Raw genomic sequence first — 13,658 nt, 5'->3', positions numbered from 1 at the left:
GACTCGAACTCGCGACCCCGACCTTGGCAAGGTCGTGCTCTACCAACTGAGCTATTCCCGCATGCAACTATTACAGCCTGCACCGTTTGGTGCGTCCCTCAACCCTTTCGGGCTTGGGCAAGCAAAGCATTGGCCCTGCTTCTTGAATCTGGAGCGGGAAACGAGACTCGAACTCGCGACCCCGACCTTGGCAAGGTCGTGCTCTACCAACTGAGCTATTCCCGCATACAACTTTGAAAGTGGCGTCCCCTAGGGGACTCGAACCCCTGTTACCGCCGTGAAAGGGCGGTGTCCTAGGCCACTAGACGAAGGGGACGCGGCCCGGAGCTTACAACAGCTTTGACGCTTACTTCCGGCTTCGCTGCGTTGCCGTGGGCATCGCGTCGAAGTGGCGCGCATTCTAGGGAGGCTTTGAACACCCGTCAACCCTCTATCAAAAACTTTTTAAAATCAAAGACTTCTGCTCAAAATTTGATCCACCTCTATGAGCGCTGGAGTCAAGCCTCTACACTCAGCCGCACCCTAATAAGCACGCCGGAGCCCCGAAGATGTCGCCACTTGTGATCACCCTGTTGATCGTTGTCGGTATCGTCATCCTTATCGCCATTGGCTACGTGAATCACCTGGTGGAGAACAGCAAGCTGGAGAAGGCCCGCCTCAAGGCCGACCTCACGGACCGTATCCGCCGCTGCGCCGACCTTTCCGAAACCCTCCCCGGCCAGATGCTCTCCCCTGATCTCAAGCTGCTGCTGACTCGCCTGCAGTTGCAGCTCAGCGAACGCCTGCTTCAAGTGGACAAGGGCGACAACGCTCTCAAGACACGTGTCGAGCAGCTTCGCGCGCTGGCCGGACAGGGCGAATCCATCCCGGTGAACAATCCGCCGCAAAAGATCCTCACCGAAGCCAAGGCCAAGGAAATCCGCTTCCAACTGGAAAGCCTCCACGGCCAGATCACCCGTGCCGCCCAGGATGGCCAACTGCCCGCCAATGATGCAAAGCACTGGGTCAAGGTAATCCGCGACTTGCTGGTGCAATTGCATGTGGAGTTCTTCACCAACCTCGGGCTCCAGGCCGTACAGGAAAACCAGCCACGCCAGGCCCGCCTGGCCTTTGAACGCGGCGTCCAGTACCTGCAGAAGCAACCTGACCCCGCCCGCTACCAGGATCGCTTGCAACAGATGAAGGCCCAGCTCGCCCGGGCCAATGCCATGGTGCTGGAGAACGCCCAGCCCAGTGCCGACGAACCAAGCGAACTGACTGAAGGTCTGAAGTCACTGGATGACGACGACATCTGGAAGAAGAAGAACATCTACGACTGATCCGCTCAGACGAGGACCTCCCGATGAGCCTGACCCTCTATGGCGCCCCGCTCTCTCCTTTCGTTCGCAAGGTGCGTCTCTACTTGCTGGAAAAGGGCCTGGACTATCAGCTGGAGATCATTTCGCCCTTCAGCCAGCCGGCCTGGTTTCGCGAACTGAGCCCCCTGGGCCGCATCCCGGCCCTGCGTGACGGCGACATGTCCCTCGCCGACTCGAGCGTGATCTGCCAGTACCTGGAAGAAAAACATCCCGAGCTCACCCCACTCTATGGCCGTGACGCCCAGGAAGGCGCGCGGGTGCGCTGGCTGGAGAAATATTCCGACTATGAATTAGCACCCCTGGCTACCTTCGGCGTGTTCCGCAACCGCACCCTGAAGCCGTTCATGGGCCAGGCTTGTGACGAAGCCACGGTCCAGGCCGCACTGGTCGACAGGCTGCCGCCACACTTCGACTACCTGGAGAAGACCTTGGGCAACGCGGCGTACTTCGTCGGTGAGCGCCTGTCCATGGCCGACCTCGCCTTCGCCACCCAAATGATCAATATGGAACACGGCGGCGAGCGTCTGGATGCCGAACGCTGGCCGCGCTTGGCCGCGCACTACGAACGCATCGCCGCACGGGAGTCAGTGCAGGCAGTATTGCCGGGAGAACAGAAGATCCTCGCCAAGCTGGCAGGCAGGGCCTGACAACCCCGAACCCGGCGAACATGAAAAAGCCCGGACACGTCCGGGCTTTTTCATTGCGGTACGGTCAGCAATCGGTCAGGCGCAGGAATATCGCTGCGAGCTGCTCGATACCGGCCTGGTCCTCTTCCTTGAAACGCGCCAGTTTTGGGCTGTCCAGGTCGAGCACACCAATCAGGCGACCATCCTTGACCAGAGGCACCACCAGCTCACTGTTGGAGGCGCTGTCGCAGGCGATATGGCCGGGGAAGGCGCGCACATCCTCCACCCGCTGGGTTTCCAGGGTGCGCGCTGCGGCACCGCACACGCCCCTGCCGAAGGGGATACGCACACAGGCCACCTTGCCCTGGAACGGACCGAGGACCAGCTCTTCATTGCGGTTGAGATAAAAACCCGCCCAGTTCAGGTCCGGCAACTCATTGAAGAGGAACGCGGAGAACTGTGCGCTGTTGGCGATGAAATCGCGCTCGTCAGCCAGCAGGGATTCCAGTTGGGCGGCCAGCATGGAATAGCCGGAAAGACCGGCGCCGGCCTGTTGCAGATCGATCATTTGGACGACTCCAGCAAAGCGAGCCCGACCCAGTGGCGGGCGAACTGGTAGGCGCAGCGACCGTTGCGATTGCCACGCCCCAAGGCCCAGCGAATCGCCAGCTTTTCCAACTCCTCGGACCATTCCCAGTTCAGCGCGGCCGGTTCGGCCAGGACGCCGACCCAGTGGCGTACCACAGCAAGGAAATGATCCTGGGTGAACGGATAGAAGGACAACCAAAGGCCGAATCGATCGGACAGGGCGATCTTGTCCTCCACAGCTTCGTTGGGGTGCAGCTCACCATCGACCATCTGCCAGTGCTCGTTGTCGCTCTGCTTCTCGGGTACCAGATGACGGCGATTGGAGGTCGCATAGAGCAGCACGTTGTCTGGAGCGCGTTCCAGGGAACCGTCCAGCACGCTCTTCAGCACGCGATAGTCGCCCTCACCCGCCTCGAAGGACAGGTCATCGCAAAACAGCACGAAGCGCTGCGGCAGGCTGGCCAGTAGCTCCACCACGCGAGGCAGGTCGGCCAGGTGGTCGCGCTCGATCTCGATCAGGCGCAGCCCCGCATCAGCGTGCTCAGCCAGCAACGCGCGAACCAGCGAGGACTTGCCAGTGCCGCGGGCGCCCCAGAGCAGCGCATGGTTGGCCGGCAGGCCATCGACGAACTGACGGGTGTTGCCGGCCAGTTGCTCACGTTGCTTGTCGACGCCGATCAGATCCGCCAGGGACAGGTCCAGGCTCACGTCCAGAGGCTGCAGGTAGCCGCTGCGGCCATCGCGATGCCAGCGCGCCGCCAGGCTTTTCTGCCAATCGATGACCGGACGAGGCGCCGGCAACAGGGGTTCGAGGCGGGCCAGCACCGCATCGGCGCGCTCGAGAAACTCAAACAGACGGGAATCCACGTTCAACTCCTTGCTCAGCCGCAGTCACCAGGCGCTGTCGGCAGACCGGATAGGCTATGCTTGGCAAGCCCTCGGAACAAGGCCAATTCCCGCGCCCCCATGGATATTCCGCTGACACAACGGCTGTCGTTCAAGCAGGCCAGCCTGACGGTGCTGGTGGCGTTTCTACTCGGCACCGTACTCAGCGCCATCCAGGTCGCCAGCGACTATCTCAACGAGAACGAGACCATCGACCGGGAGATCAAGGCCCTTCTCGAAATCTCCCACAGCCCCGCCGCGCGGATCGCCTACAACATCGACGCCGAACTGGCCCAGGAACTCGTACTCGGCCTGCTGCGCTCGCCTGCGGTAATCCGCGCCGAGATCATCGACAACAACGGCGCCGTGCTGTCCAGCGTCAGCCGGCCGCGTGCAGAGAGCGATTTCCGCATCTTCAGCGATTACCTGTTCGGTGAACGGCGCGAGTTCGAAGACCCGCTCTATATCGTCCACGCGCCCAATGAGACCCTTGGCGTACTGCGCCTGGAGGTGGACACCTTCGCCTTCGGCAACCACTTCCTGCGTCGCGCCATGATCACCCTGCTCAGCGGCTTCGTGCGCAGTCTGCTGCTCTCGCTGATCCTCCTGGTGCTCTTCTACAGCATGCTGACCAAGCCGCTGGTTGAGCTGATCCGCGGCCTCAGCGAGCGCGATCCACGTGCCTCACCGGATGCCAAGCTGCCCTGCCCGCCCGGCCATGAGCAGGACGAGATCGGCGTGCTGGTGGAAGTCATCAACCGCCAACTGGCCAGCCTGGCCACCGAGATGCAGCAACGCCGGGAAGCAGACCAACGACTGAACCAGTACCTGGCCGAACTGGAGAACATCGTTTCAGCGCGCACCGCCGAGCTGAAGGCCGCCAATAGCCGCCTCAGCCGCTACAACCAGGAACTGGAGGTGGCGCGCGGCACCGCCCTGGAGATGGCAAAGGCCAGGGCCGCATTCCTCGCCAACATGAGCCACGAAATCCGTACCCCCCTCAACGGCCTGCTGGGCATGCTCGACCTGGCCCTCGATGGCCCCCTGAACAACGAGCAACAGCGCCAGCTGCAGATCGCCCATGACTCGGGCAGCGTGCTCGTGGAATTGCTCAACGACATCCTTGACCTGTCCAAGTTCGAGGCAGGCCAACTGGAGCTGGAGCAGATCCCCTTCGACCTGGGCACCCTGCTGGAAGACACGGCCAACCTGCTCTCGCAGAACACCGCCCCCGGTGTCGAACTGACCTGCCTGATCGACCCGCAATTGCCATCGTTGGTGGTGGGCGACCCAACGCGAGTACGCCAAGTGATCAGCAACCTGCTGTCCAACGCACTCAAGTTCACCCGCTTGGGACGTGTCGACCTGCGCGCCGAACCAAGCCCCGGCGGTGTGCTGATCACGGTTCGTGACACCGGCATTGGCATCTCCGCCGATGCCTTGCCCAAACTGTTCCAACCCTTCTCCCAGGGCAGTGCAGGCATCACCCGGCAATTCGGCGGCACCGGCCTCGGCCTGGCGCTCACCCGCCACCTCTGCGAAGCGATGCAGGGTGAGCTGGACGTCAAGTCCCAGGAAGGCCTCGGCAGCCTGTTCAGCGCCGAGCTACCACTGGTGGAGCACAGCCCGCCGGAGCCGCGCGCGCAGTTGAAAGGCAAGGCCATTGCACTGTGCAGTGCCAAAAGCGGCCTGGCCGAAATGCTGGGTATCTGGCTCCCGCTCTGGGGCTTGGAATTCGAGCGGCGCGACCAGGACGCCGACCTCAGTGACGTTCGAGCCGATGTGCTGATCAGCGACAACCCGGATTGCCTGGAGAATGTGCGCCGTGTTGCTCAGGTGCCCATCCTGCTGGTGACGGGTTACGGCAGCTTCCTGCCTCCGCCGCGTGCAGCGACCCTGACGCCGCTGCATCAATTGGCCCGCCCGCTTTCTCGTGCAGCCCTCCATCAGGCGCTGCAACGGGTGCTGCTGAAACTCCCTGAGGCCGCACCCGCTCTCGCGCCGGAAAGGACAGAACCGCAGCAGCGACATGCGCGAGTGCTGCTCGTCGAAGACAACGCGGTGAACCAGTTGGTAGCCAAGGGCATGCTGGCCAAGCTGGGCTGCGAGGTCCTGTTGGCGGGTCACGGCGCCGAGGCGCTGAGCCGACTGGAACAAACGGCCGTTGACCTGGTGCTGATGGACTGCAATATGCCAGTGATGGACGGGTACGAAGCCACCCGACGTATACGTCAGAGCGGGCGCTGGCCAGACCTGCCGATCATTGCCCTGACGGCCAATGCCCTACCGGACGAGCGCGAACGCTGCCGCGCCGCCGGCATGGACGACTACCTGGCCAAACCCTTCCGTCGCGAAGAACTGGTGACCCTTCTCGACACTTGGCTGCCGGCTACTCAGGCAACCCCATGAGCTGACCCAACAGTTCGCCAAGGCGCGCACGCAGCTCGGCCATTTCGTTGAGATCCAGGCCACTGGCGCAGATCAGCTCATTGCGCAGCGGCACCACCTTGCTTCGCAAGGCGGCACCGTCCTCCGTCAGTGCCAGATGCACTTCGCGCTCGTCATGGGCTGCACGCTGACGACGCACCAGGCCGAGCTGCTCCAGCCGCTTCAGTAAAGGCGTGAGCGTGCCGGAGTCCAACAACAGGCGCTCGCCCAGGGCCTTGACTGTGGGCTGCTCTGGCGGCCGCGCGTGCCACTCCCAGAGCACCAGCATGGCCAAATACTGCGGGTAGGTCAGGCCAAGCGGCTCCAGCAGCGGTCGATAGCCGCGAATCACCGCGCGCGACGCTGCGTAGAGCTTGAAGCAGAGCTGATTATCCAGCAGCAGCTCGGGTTCGATCATCGGGGTGGTCATTTCAGCAAGGCTTCGATCTCGGCGCTGATTTCTTCCGGCTTGGTGGTGGGCGCGAAACGCTTGATCTGCCGGCCGTCCTGGCTGATCAGGAACTTGGTGAAGTTCCACTTGATGCCCTGGCTACCCAGCAGGCCTGGAGCGCGCTGCTTCAGCTGCACGTAGAGTGGGTGGGCGCTGGCACCGTTCACATCGATCTTCTTGAACAGCGGGAAGCTGACGCCGAAGTTCAGTTCGCAGAACTCGCTGATCGCGCCCTCGTCACCCGGCTCCTGCTTGCCGAACTGGTTGCAGGGGAAGCCCAGCACCACCAACCCCTTGTCCTTGTATTGCTGCCAAAGACTCTCCAACCCCTTGTACTGCGGAGTGAAGCCGCACTTGCTGGCCGTGTTGACCACCAGCAGGGCCTTGCCACCGAAGTCCGAAAGGGTTTTCTGCTCGCCTTTGATGGTGGTCACGGGGATATCAAGAATCTTGTCGCTCATGGTCAAGGCCTGTGTGGGGAAGAGAACAGCCAAAAAATAGCTCTCAATTAAATTGCGTGCAATCTAATTTTTCCATGAAAAGGCCCGCCTACGGGCGAGCCCTCTCGAATAGCCCGGCTCAGCGCGGTTCGAGCTTCAGCGACAGCGAGTTGATGCAATAACGCAGGCCAGTGGGGCGCGGCCCATCGGGGAAGACATGCCCCAGGTGGGAATCGCAGCGGGCGCAGCGCACTTCGATACGGTGCATGCCGTGGCTGAAGTCCTCACGCTCGGCAATGACGCCTTCGCTCACCGGCTGGAAATAGCTTGGCCAGCCGCTGCCGGAGTCGTACTTGGCATCGGAGTCGAACAGAGCTTCCCCACAGCAGGAACAATGGTAGATGCCCGGCGTCTTGGTGGCGTAGTACTCGCCAGTGAAGGCACGCTCCGTGCCGCCGAGGCGGCATACGTGGAACTGGGCGTCGGAAAGCTCCTCGCGCCAGGTTTCAAGGGGTTTTTCAAGCTTGTCCATGGCAGTCCTCGAAAGGGGTAAAAAAGCCCGGTCCCGACCTTTTCGGGCCATCGGGCCGCACGTATCATGCGCGATTCATCAGACGCCAGTCTGGCAGCGGCGTTACAGGCTGCCAAGGCGCATCGATCCCCGTCGCCCCGGCGCGACTTTTTTCACCTCGGGACAGTAACGCATCATGCAGGTCAGCAAATCGAACAAGCTCGCCAACGTCTGCTACGACATCCGCGGACCGGTGCTCAAGCACGCCAAACGCCTGGAAGAGGAAGGCCACCGCATCCTCAAGCTGAACATCGGCAACCCGGCGCCGTTCGGTTTCGAAGCCCCGGAGGAAATCCTCCAGGACGTGATCCGCAACCTGCCCACCGCCCAAGGCTACAGCGACTCAAAGGGCTTGTTCAGCGCCCGCAAGGCGGTGATGCAGTACTACCAGCAGAAGCAGGTGGAAGGCGTAGGCATCGAAGACATCTACCTCGGCAACGGCGTGTCCGAGCTGATCGTGATGTGCATGCAGGCCCTGTTGAACAACGGCGACGAAGTCCTGATCCCGGCACCGGACTACCCGCTCTGGACCGCCTCGGTGAGCCTGGCCGGCGGCAAGCCGGTGCACTACCTGTGCGACGAACAGGCCAATTGGTGGCCAGACCTGGAAGACATCAAGGCCAAGATCACCCCGAACACCAAGGCCATGGTGATTATCAACCCGAACAACCCCACTGGCGCCGTGTACTCCAAGGAAGTCCTGGAAGGCATGGTGGAGCTGGCACGCCAGCACAACCTGGTGATCTTCTCCGATGAAATCTACGACAAGATCCTCTACGACGAGGCCGTGCACATCTCCACCGCCTCTCTCGCGCCGGACGTGCTCTGCCTGACCTTCAACGGTCTCTCAAAGTCCTACCGAGTGGCCGGCTTCCGTTCTGGCTGGGTGGCCATTTCCGGCCCGAAACAGAAGGCCCAGAGCTATATCGAAGGCATCGATATCCTGGCCAACATGCGCCTGTGCGCCAACGTACCGAGCCAGCATGCGATCCAGACCGCACTCGGCGGCTACCAGAGCATCAACGACCTGGTGCTGCCTAACGGCCGCCTGCTGGAGCAGCGAAACCGTGCCTGGGAACTGCTCAACGACATCCCTGGCGTCAGTTGCGTGAAACCCATGGGTGCGCTCTACGCCTTCCCGAAGATCGACCCGAAGGTCTGCCCGATCCACAACGACGAAAAATTCGTTCTCGACCTTCTGCTCTCCGAAAAACTGCTGATCGTCCAGGGCACCGCCTTCAACTGGCCCTGGCCGGACCACTTCCGCGTAGTCACGCTGCCCCGCGTCGACGACCTTGAGCAGGCCATCGGCCGCATCGGTAACTTCCTCAAGTCGTACCGCCAATAAACGCCCATGGATCTGCAGATCGACGACTTCTACAAGGACTGCGCCAGCGGCCTGCTTCAGCTGTATCAGGTCTTCCCGCGGCGCGTGGCGCTGTATGTGGAGGATCTGATCGGCCCGTCGGAACCGGATGAGTTCGGTCTGCCCAGCAAGCGCCACGAAAGCTGCCTGGGCGCACTTCTCTGGCTCGCAGACGAGGGCTACCTGCGCTTCGACAGCACCATCCACTTCGAGGCGCTGGACCAGGCGGTCCTGACCGAAAAAGGTTTTCTCCGGCTGTCCCGCGCGGTACCCGCCGAGCTGGCCAACCCGGAAGCCCTGCCTCCCAGCATCCTGCGGGTCCGAGCCAGTCTTGCGCAGCAATTGCGCGGCGCCCTTCGCAGCGCCGATAGCGAACGCCTCGTATGCCTGACTCGGCTAATCTTCGAAAGCAGAGCCGACACCTAAGGCGACATAGTTTGAAATAGTCCCTGGTTGAATACGCCAGGGCCGCCCCTTATATACCCCGCATACCAAAACGCTTTCCGCCGTGAGGAGACTGTTCCAATCATGATGCGCATTCTGTTGTTCCTGGCCACAAACCTTGCAGTCCTGGTGATTGCCAGCATCACGCTGAAGCTGCTCGGGGTAGACCGCTTCACCGGCCAGAACTACGGCAGCCTACTGGTCTACTGCGCCGTGTTCGGCTTCGCCGGTTCCCTGATTTCGCTGTTCATCTCCAAGTGGATGGCGAAGATGAGCACCGGTACCGAAATCATCACCCAGCCGCGTACCCGCCACGAGCAGTGGCTGCTGCAGACCGTCGAGCAGCTGTCCCGCGAAGCCGGCATCAAGATGCCTGAAGTCGGCATTTTCCCGGCTTACGAGGCCAACGCCTTTGCGACCGGCTGGAACAAGAACGACGCACTGGTCGCCGTAAGCCAGGGCCTGCTGGAACGCTTCTCCCCTGACGAAGTGAAGGCCGTACTCGCCCACGAGATCGGCCATGTGGCCAACGGCGACATGGTCACCCTGGCGCTGGTCCAGGGCGTGGTGAACACCTTCGTGATGTTCTTCGCGCGCATCTTCGGCAACTTCGTCGACAAGGTGATCCTGAAGAACGAAGAAGGCCCGGGTATCGGCTACTTCGTCGCGACGATCTTCGCCGAACTGGTCCTGGGCATCCTCGCCAGCATCATCGTCATGTGGTTCTCGCGCCGCCGCGAGTTCCGCGCTGACGAAGCCGGCGCCAACCTGGCCGGCACCAATGCCATGATCGGTGCCCTGCAGCGCCTGCGCGCCGAACAAGGTGTGCCGGTGCAGATGCCCGACAGCCTGACTGCCTTCGGCATCAACGGTGGCCTGAAGCACGGCCTTGCCGGCCTGCTGATGAGTCACCCGCCGCTGGAAGACCGCATCGAGGCCCTGCGCCGCCGCGGCTGAAACGAATCACACTGACTTGGGCGGCCAACTGGCCGCCCTTTTTTTGCCTTTGTAGCCGGCGATGCTGGGCCTTGATGGGTTTCGCTTCGCTCTACGCCATCCTACGAACCTCAACGCCAGTCACATCCGTCCTGCCGCAGACGAATACCCCTCAGCGCCGTTTCAGACGGAACACGGGTTCATGCAGGCCATCCAGGCCGCGTGAAGCGAACTTCCAGTTTTTCTCCAATACGTCGCAACGCTCCAGCATCTCCACTTCCCAGCCGCCCTCCAGATGCCTGCGTACTTCGGCTTCGGGCACCGAAAACGGCGGCCCTTCCAGGCGCGCCTGCTCGTAGTCCAGCGTGACCATCAGCCCTTCGCAGCGGGCCGGAAGGATATTTTGCAGATGAGCCACGTACTCATCACGCATGGCGGGCGGCAGTGCGATCAGTGCAGCGCGATCGTAAAGCGCCTGGCACTGGGCGACATCATCAGGGGTGACGGCGAAGAAATCGCCCTGAAGAATCTCGATGGCGCCCGCGCTGTAGCGGCGCAACACGCCCTGCTGCGACACCTCGGGCACCAACCCCTGCTCGGCGAAGAAATCCTCCACCGCACGCTCGGCCAGTTCTACGCCCAGCACCCGATGGCCCTGCCCTGCCAACCAGACCAGATCCAGGGTCTTGCCACAGAGCGGCACCAGCACCTGGCACCCCTGTTGCAGTCCGAGGCGCGGCCAGTAACGTTCCAGATAAGAATTCACTTCGCGCAGGTGGAAGCCGATCTGGTTCTGCGCCCAGCGCGCCTGCCAGAATTGTTCGTCCATGAGTCCTCCATCAATTCGATCAAATAGCCCAAAAATTTATGCTGGAAGTCGATACATCCAGCCCGGATGATGCCGGAATCCTACCGGAGGAAATCCGAAATGCTACCCAGCCTTTACATCTCCCACGGCTCCCCCATGCTCGCCCTGGAGCCGGGCGAAAGCGGCCCGGCGCTCAAGGCTCTGGCCGAAGCACTGCCACGCCCCCAAGCGATCCTGGTGGTTTCCGCCCACTGGGAAAGCAATCAGTTGCTGCTTAGCGGTAATGCGCACCCGGAAACCTGGCACGACTTCCATGGGTTCCCGCCGCCACTCTACGCCGTGCAGTACCCGGCGCCCGGCGCGCCCGAACTGGCTGAGAAAATCGCCGGTATGCTGACCGAGGCAGGCCTTCCCGCAGGCATCGACGCGGAACGCCCTCTTGATCACGGCACCTGGGTACCGCTGTCGCTGATGTATCCGCAGGCCGATGTACCGGTGGTCCAATTATCACTTCCCAGTCGACTCGGCCCGGCCTTCCAGACCCGCGTCGGCCAGGCGCTGGCCGGCCTGCGCCAACGGGGCATCCTGCTGATCGGCTCCGGCAGCATCACCCACAACCTGGGCGAACTTGACTGGCGCGCCGGTCCGGAAGTCGTTACGCCCTGGGCCAAGGAATTTCGCGACTGGATGGTAGAGCGCCTTGAGGCCAACGACGAAGCCGGGCTCCACGACTACCGCCGCCAGGCCCCCTACGCTGTGCGCAATCACCCACGGGACGAACACCTGCTACCGCTCTATTTCGCCCGAGGCGCCGGCGAACAATTTAGCCTGGTGCACAGAGGATTCACCCTGGGGGCGCTGGGGATGGATATTTACCGCTTCGATTGAGCAGCATCTCAGCACGAGGACGCGCACCAATCGGCATAGGGGGCGGCCTTCGCAGGCCGCTCCCCTGCCACACCACCCGGCATGCGGGTCCGCACCGGGCGGTTCGAGAGATTGAGGTTAGGAGAGGCGCGGCACGCCGAGACGGTCAAAGTAGGCAATCGTCAGCACGCGGTGCACAGCGGAGAGGCTGTTATGCCACCAGCGGCGGCTCAGTGCTGCCACCGATTGCGCCACCTGGGGACTGGCTCCAAGGCGGAGTAGCTCCCGGTAGGTCGTCTTGCCATGGCGCCAGTGCTTGAGGTGAAGGGCACGCAGGCGGCGGCGTATCCACTCGTCCAGCGCTCGCCAGATTCGAGGGGTTTGTGCCAACCCGAAATACCCTTTCCATCCCAGGAGGTAGCTGCGCAGTTTCCCGGCCACATCAGCCAAACTACAGCCACCGGACCGGCGGGTCAGTTGCCTGACCCGTTGCTTGAGCGTTTCCCGCGCCTTCATCGACACCCCGCGGCGCACCTCGTCATTCGGGGCCAGCCAGAGGGCATAACCGAGGAACTTGCGGCCAAACGCACTCGCCACCGCACTCTTGCTCTCGTTGACGCTCAAGTGCAGCCGTCCATACAGACGCTTCAGCCAGGCCATCACGCGTTCACCTGCCTTTTGACTGCGGACGTAGACGTTCGCATCATCGGCGTAGCGCACGAAACAGTGGCCTCTTCGCTCCAGCTCCCGATCCACTTCGTCCAGCAGCACATTCGCCAGCAACGGCGACAGCGGGCCGCCTTGCGGCGCCCCGCAGCGGCTTTTCTCGATCACGTCAGCCTTTAGCGTTCCAGCATCCAGATAGGCGCGGACCAGCCGGATTACCGGCCGGTCCGCTATCCGTTGGCTCAAACGATCAATCAGGATGTCGTGATCGACCCGGTCGAAGAACTTCTCCAGGTCCACATCCACCACGATCCGCCGTCCTGACGCGACATAACGCTGCGCCGCGAGAATCGCGCCGTGGGCGTTACGACCCGGACGGAAACCGTAGCTGTGTTCACTGAAGGTGGGATCGAGGAGCGGCTGCAAGACTTGCAGCAGCGCTTGCTGGATCAGCCGGTCGGTGACCGTCGGAATACCCAGCTCGCGTTCGCCACCATCGGGCTTGGGAATCACCACGCGGCGTACCGGGCTGGGCCGATACGCCCCTGACAGCAGCTGATGGCGAATCCCGGCCCACTCGGTCAGCAGGTGCTCGGCCGTCTGCTCAATATCCAGACCGTCGACACCCGCCGCCCCCTTGTTAGCCTTGACTCGTTTCCAGGCGCGTTGCAGGTTGCCTCTCGCAAAGGCGCGTTGCAGCAGCCCTTGCCCTGCGCTTTCGGGATCACCTTGCGGGCGCCATGCCTCGTCGCTGACGGAGCGATTCACGGTTTCACCGCTTCTCGTCTGCGTCCGCCCCGCGTTTGGCGGGCATCTGACTTCCGGTCATGTCGCATCAAGATGGCCTCCGGCGCTCTCTCTCGTTCGGCCCTTCGTCGAAAAAAAAACTACTACTACGGCCTCTGCTGACTTCTCGCTCCGGCTGCCGCCGTCGCCCTTTCAGGCACAAGGCGAGATCTCCCCAGGTAAGGACGCAATCCTTCACCGCACAACCGCCGGATCTACGCCGCCGCCCTTTGACCACGAGGGCTTCGCGGCTTTTGGCCCGCTCGCCCTGGTCGGCATCGCCTTGTATCCGGTTCTTGTTCATCGGCTCGCGGCTTCGCTCCACGCTTCCTCCCCACACTTGGTCGCCCTCATGCAGTTGCGCTTCACTTCGTTCGCTGTGGTCAACTCACGGCGGGACTCTCACCCACAAGATTGCGCCCATGCTGGGCGCACCAAA

General features: G+C 62.4%; 14 protein-coding genes and 2 tRNA genes. 7 read left to right on the top strand and 9 right to left on the bottom strand.

The features are described 5' to 3' along the window. Positions 1 to 149 precede the first annotated feature (149 nt). A tRNA-Gly gene (locus tag E8F20_RS20945) sits at positions 150 to 225 on the bottom strand. 15 nt (positions 226 to 240) lie between these two features. Further along, positions 241 to 316, bottom strand: a tRNA-Glu gene (locus tag E8F20_RS20940). A 232-nt stretch (positions 317 to 548) separates the two neighbouring features. On the opposite strand from E8F20_RS20940, the gene E8F20_RS20935 reads away from it, so the two are divergent. Both E8F20_RS20935 and E8F20_RS20930 read left to right on the top strand, forming a co-directional pair. After that, the gene (locus E8F20_RS20935) at positions 549 to 1,319 is read left to right on the top strand and encodes a hypothetical protein (RefSeq protein ID WP_280285456.1); all 771 of its coding nucleotides are present in this window, start codon (positions 549 to 551) and stop codon (positions 1,317 to 1,319) included. Between the two features lie 23 nt (positions 1,320 to 1,342). Continuing rightward, entirely contained in the window at positions 1,343 to 2,005 is a 663-nt protein-coding gene (locus E8F20_RS20930) for a glutathione S-transferase family protein (RefSeq protein ID WP_280285455.1), read from the top strand. 64 nt (positions 2,006 to 2,069) lie between these two features. Here the strand turns inward: E8F20_RS20930 and E8F20_RS20925 are convergent, their stop codons facing one another. Further along, positions 2,070 to 2,552, bottom strand: a complete 483-nt coding sequence (locus tag E8F20_RS20925) for a GAF domain-containing protein (protein WP_280285454.1) — start codon at positions 2,550 to 2,552, stop codon at positions 2,070 to 2,072. After that, complete coding sequence (locus tag E8F20_RS20920) at positions 2,549 to 3,439, bottom strand: ATP-binding protein (RefSeq protein ID WP_280285453.1); 891 nt, start codon at positions 3,437 to 3,439, stop codon at positions 2,549 to 2,551. Before E8F20_RS20920 ends, E8F20_RS20925 begins: the two co-directional genes overlap by 4 nt. Positions 3,440 to 3,538: 99 nt before the next feature. On the opposite strand from E8F20_RS20920, the gene E8F20_RS20915 reads away from it, so the two are divergent. After that, positions 3,539 to 5,866 carry a response regulator gene (locus E8F20_RS20915; RefSeq protein WP_280285452.1) on the top strand — a complete coding sequence of 776 codons (2,328 nt, stop codon included), beginning with the start codon at positions 3,539 to 3,541 and terminating at the stop codon, positions 5,864 to 5,866. On the opposite strand, the gene E8F20_RS20910 is transcribed toward E8F20_RS20915, so the two are convergent. The 3 genes from E8F20_RS20910 to msrB all read right to left on the bottom strand — a co-directional run bounded on the left by E8F20_RS20910 (position 5,847) and on the right by msrB (position 7,307). Next, positions 5,847 to 6,314, bottom strand: coding sequence for a MarR family transcriptional regulator (locus tag E8F20_RS20910; RefSeq protein ID WP_280285451.1), 468 nt, complete (start codon positions 6,312 to 6,314; stop codon positions 5,847 to 5,849). The two genes, E8F20_RS20915 and E8F20_RS20910, sit on opposite strands and share 20 nt — an antisense overlap. Continuing rightward, positions 6,311 to 6,796: a glutathione peroxidase gene (locus tag E8F20_RS20905; protein WP_280285450.1), complete on the bottom strand. Its 486-nt coding sequence runs from the start codon at positions 6,794 to 6,796 to the stop codon at positions 6,311 to 6,313. Before E8F20_RS20905 ends, E8F20_RS20910 begins: the two co-directional genes overlap by 4 nt. A 118-nt stretch (positions 6,797 to 6,914) precedes the next feature. Beyond that, on the bottom strand, positions 6,915 to 7,307 hold the full coding sequence (msrB, locus tag E8F20_RS20900) for a peptide-methionine (R)-S-oxide reductase MsrB (protein ID WP_028627276.1): 393 nt from the start codon (positions 7,305 to 7,307) through the stop codon (positions 6,915 to 6,917). A gap of 175 nt (positions 7,308 to 7,482) precedes the next feature. Between msrB and E8F20_RS20895 the strand changes: the two genes are divergently transcribed. From E8F20_RS20895 to htpX, 3 genes are all read left to right on the top strand, one after another. Then, entirely contained in the window at positions 7,483 to 8,694 is a 1,212-nt protein-coding gene (locus tag E8F20_RS20895; RefSeq protein ID WP_028627275.1) for a pyridoxal phosphate-dependent aminotransferase, read from the top strand. Positions 8,695 to 8,700: 6 nt separating this feature from the next. Beyond that, positions 8,701 to 9,138, top strand: a complete 438-nt coding sequence (locus E8F20_RS20890) for a hypothetical protein (protein ID WP_280285449.1) — start codon at positions 8,701 to 8,703, stop codon at positions 9,136 to 9,138. A 102-nt stretch (positions 9,139 to 9,240) separates the two neighbouring features. Next, the gene (gene htpX, locus E8F20_RS20885) at positions 9,241 to 10,113 is read left to right on the top strand and encodes a protease HtpX (protein ID WP_028627273.1); all 873 of its coding nucleotides are present in this window, start codon (positions 9,241 to 9,243) and stop codon (positions 10,111 to 10,113) included. Between the two features lie 151 nt (positions 10,114 to 10,264). Here htpX and E8F20_RS20880 read toward each other — a convergent pair whose 3' ends face one another. After that, entirely contained in the window at positions 10,265 to 10,921 is a 657-nt protein-coding gene (locus tag E8F20_RS20880; RefSeq protein WP_280285448.1) for a thiopurine S-methyltransferase, read from the bottom strand. Between the two features lie 99 nt (positions 10,922 to 11,020). Between E8F20_RS20880 and E8F20_RS20875 the strand changes: the two genes are divergently transcribed. Then, positions 11,021 to 11,788, top strand: coding sequence for a class III extradiol ring-cleavage dioxygenase (locus tag E8F20_RS20875; RefSeq protein WP_280285447.1), 768 nt, complete (start codon positions 11,021 to 11,023; stop codon positions 11,786 to 11,788). Between the two features lie 117 nt (positions 11,789 to 11,905). Here the strand turns inward: E8F20_RS20875 and ltrA are convergent, their stop codons facing one another. Then, complete coding sequence (gene ltrA, locus E8F20_RS20870) at positions 11,906 to 13,201, bottom strand: group II intron reverse transcriptase/maturase (RefSeq protein ID WP_280283042.1); 1,296 nt, start codon at positions 13,199 to 13,201, stop codon at positions 11,906 to 11,908. Positions 13,202 to 13,658: the final 457 nt, after the last annotated feature.

It is taken from the genome of Pseudomonas sp. BN415 (assembly GCF_029871195.1).
Taxonomy (GTDB): Bacteria; Pseudomonadota; Gammaproteobacteria; order Pseudomonadales; family Pseudomonadaceae; genus Metapseudomonas; species Metapseudomonas resinovorans.
The sequence above is the reverse complement of the archived record's forward strand: the minus strand, read 5'-3'. Positions and strand labels throughout refer to the sequence as shown.

Coding starts and splice junctions, on each gene's coding strand:
- E8F20_RS20875 (WP_280285447.1), top strand. CDS start 11,021: ATGCTACCCAGCCTTTACATCTCCCACGGCTCCCCCATGCTCGCCCTG.
- E8F20_RS20930 (WP_280285455.1), top strand. CDS start 1,343: ATGAGCCTGACCCTCTATGGCGCCCCGCTCTCTCCTTTCGTTCGCAAG.
- E8F20_RS20915 (WP_280285452.1), top strand. CDS start 3,539: ATGGATATTCCGCTGACACAACGGCTGTCGTTCAAGCAGGCCAGCCTG.
- E8F20_RS20880 (WP_280285448.1), bottom strand. CDS start 10,921: ATGGACGAACAATTCTGGCAGGCGCGCTGGGCGCAGAACCAGATCGGC.
- E8F20_RS20910 (WP_280285451.1), bottom strand. CDS start 6,314: ATGACCACCCCGATGATCGAACCCGAGCTGCTGCTGGATAATCAGCTC.
- msrB (WP_028627276.1), bottom strand. CDS start 7,307: ATGGACAAGCTTGAAAAACCCCTTGAAACCTGGCGCGAGGAGCTTTCC.
- E8F20_RS20925 (WP_280285454.1), bottom strand. CDS start 2,552: ATGATCGATCTGCAACAGGCCGGCGCCGGTCTTTCCGGCTATTCCATG.
- E8F20_RS20895 (WP_028627275.1), top strand. CDS start 7,483: ATGCAGGTCAGCAAATCGAACAAGCTCGCCAACGTCTGCTACGACATC.
- E8F20_RS20890 (WP_280285449.1), top strand. CDS start 8,701: ATGGATCTGCAGATCGACGACTTCTACAAGGACTGCGCCAGCGGCCTG.
- htpX (WP_028627273.1), top strand. CDS start 9,241: ATGATGCGCATTCTGTTGTTCCTGGCCACAAACCTTGCAGTCCTGGTG.
- E8F20_RS20935 (WP_280285456.1), top strand. CDS start 549: ATGTCGCCACTTGTGATCACCCTGTTGATCGTTGTCGGTATCGTCATC.
- E8F20_RS20905 (WP_280285450.1), bottom strand. CDS start 6,796: ATGAGCGACAAGATTCTTGATATCCCCGTGACCACCATCAAAGGCGAG.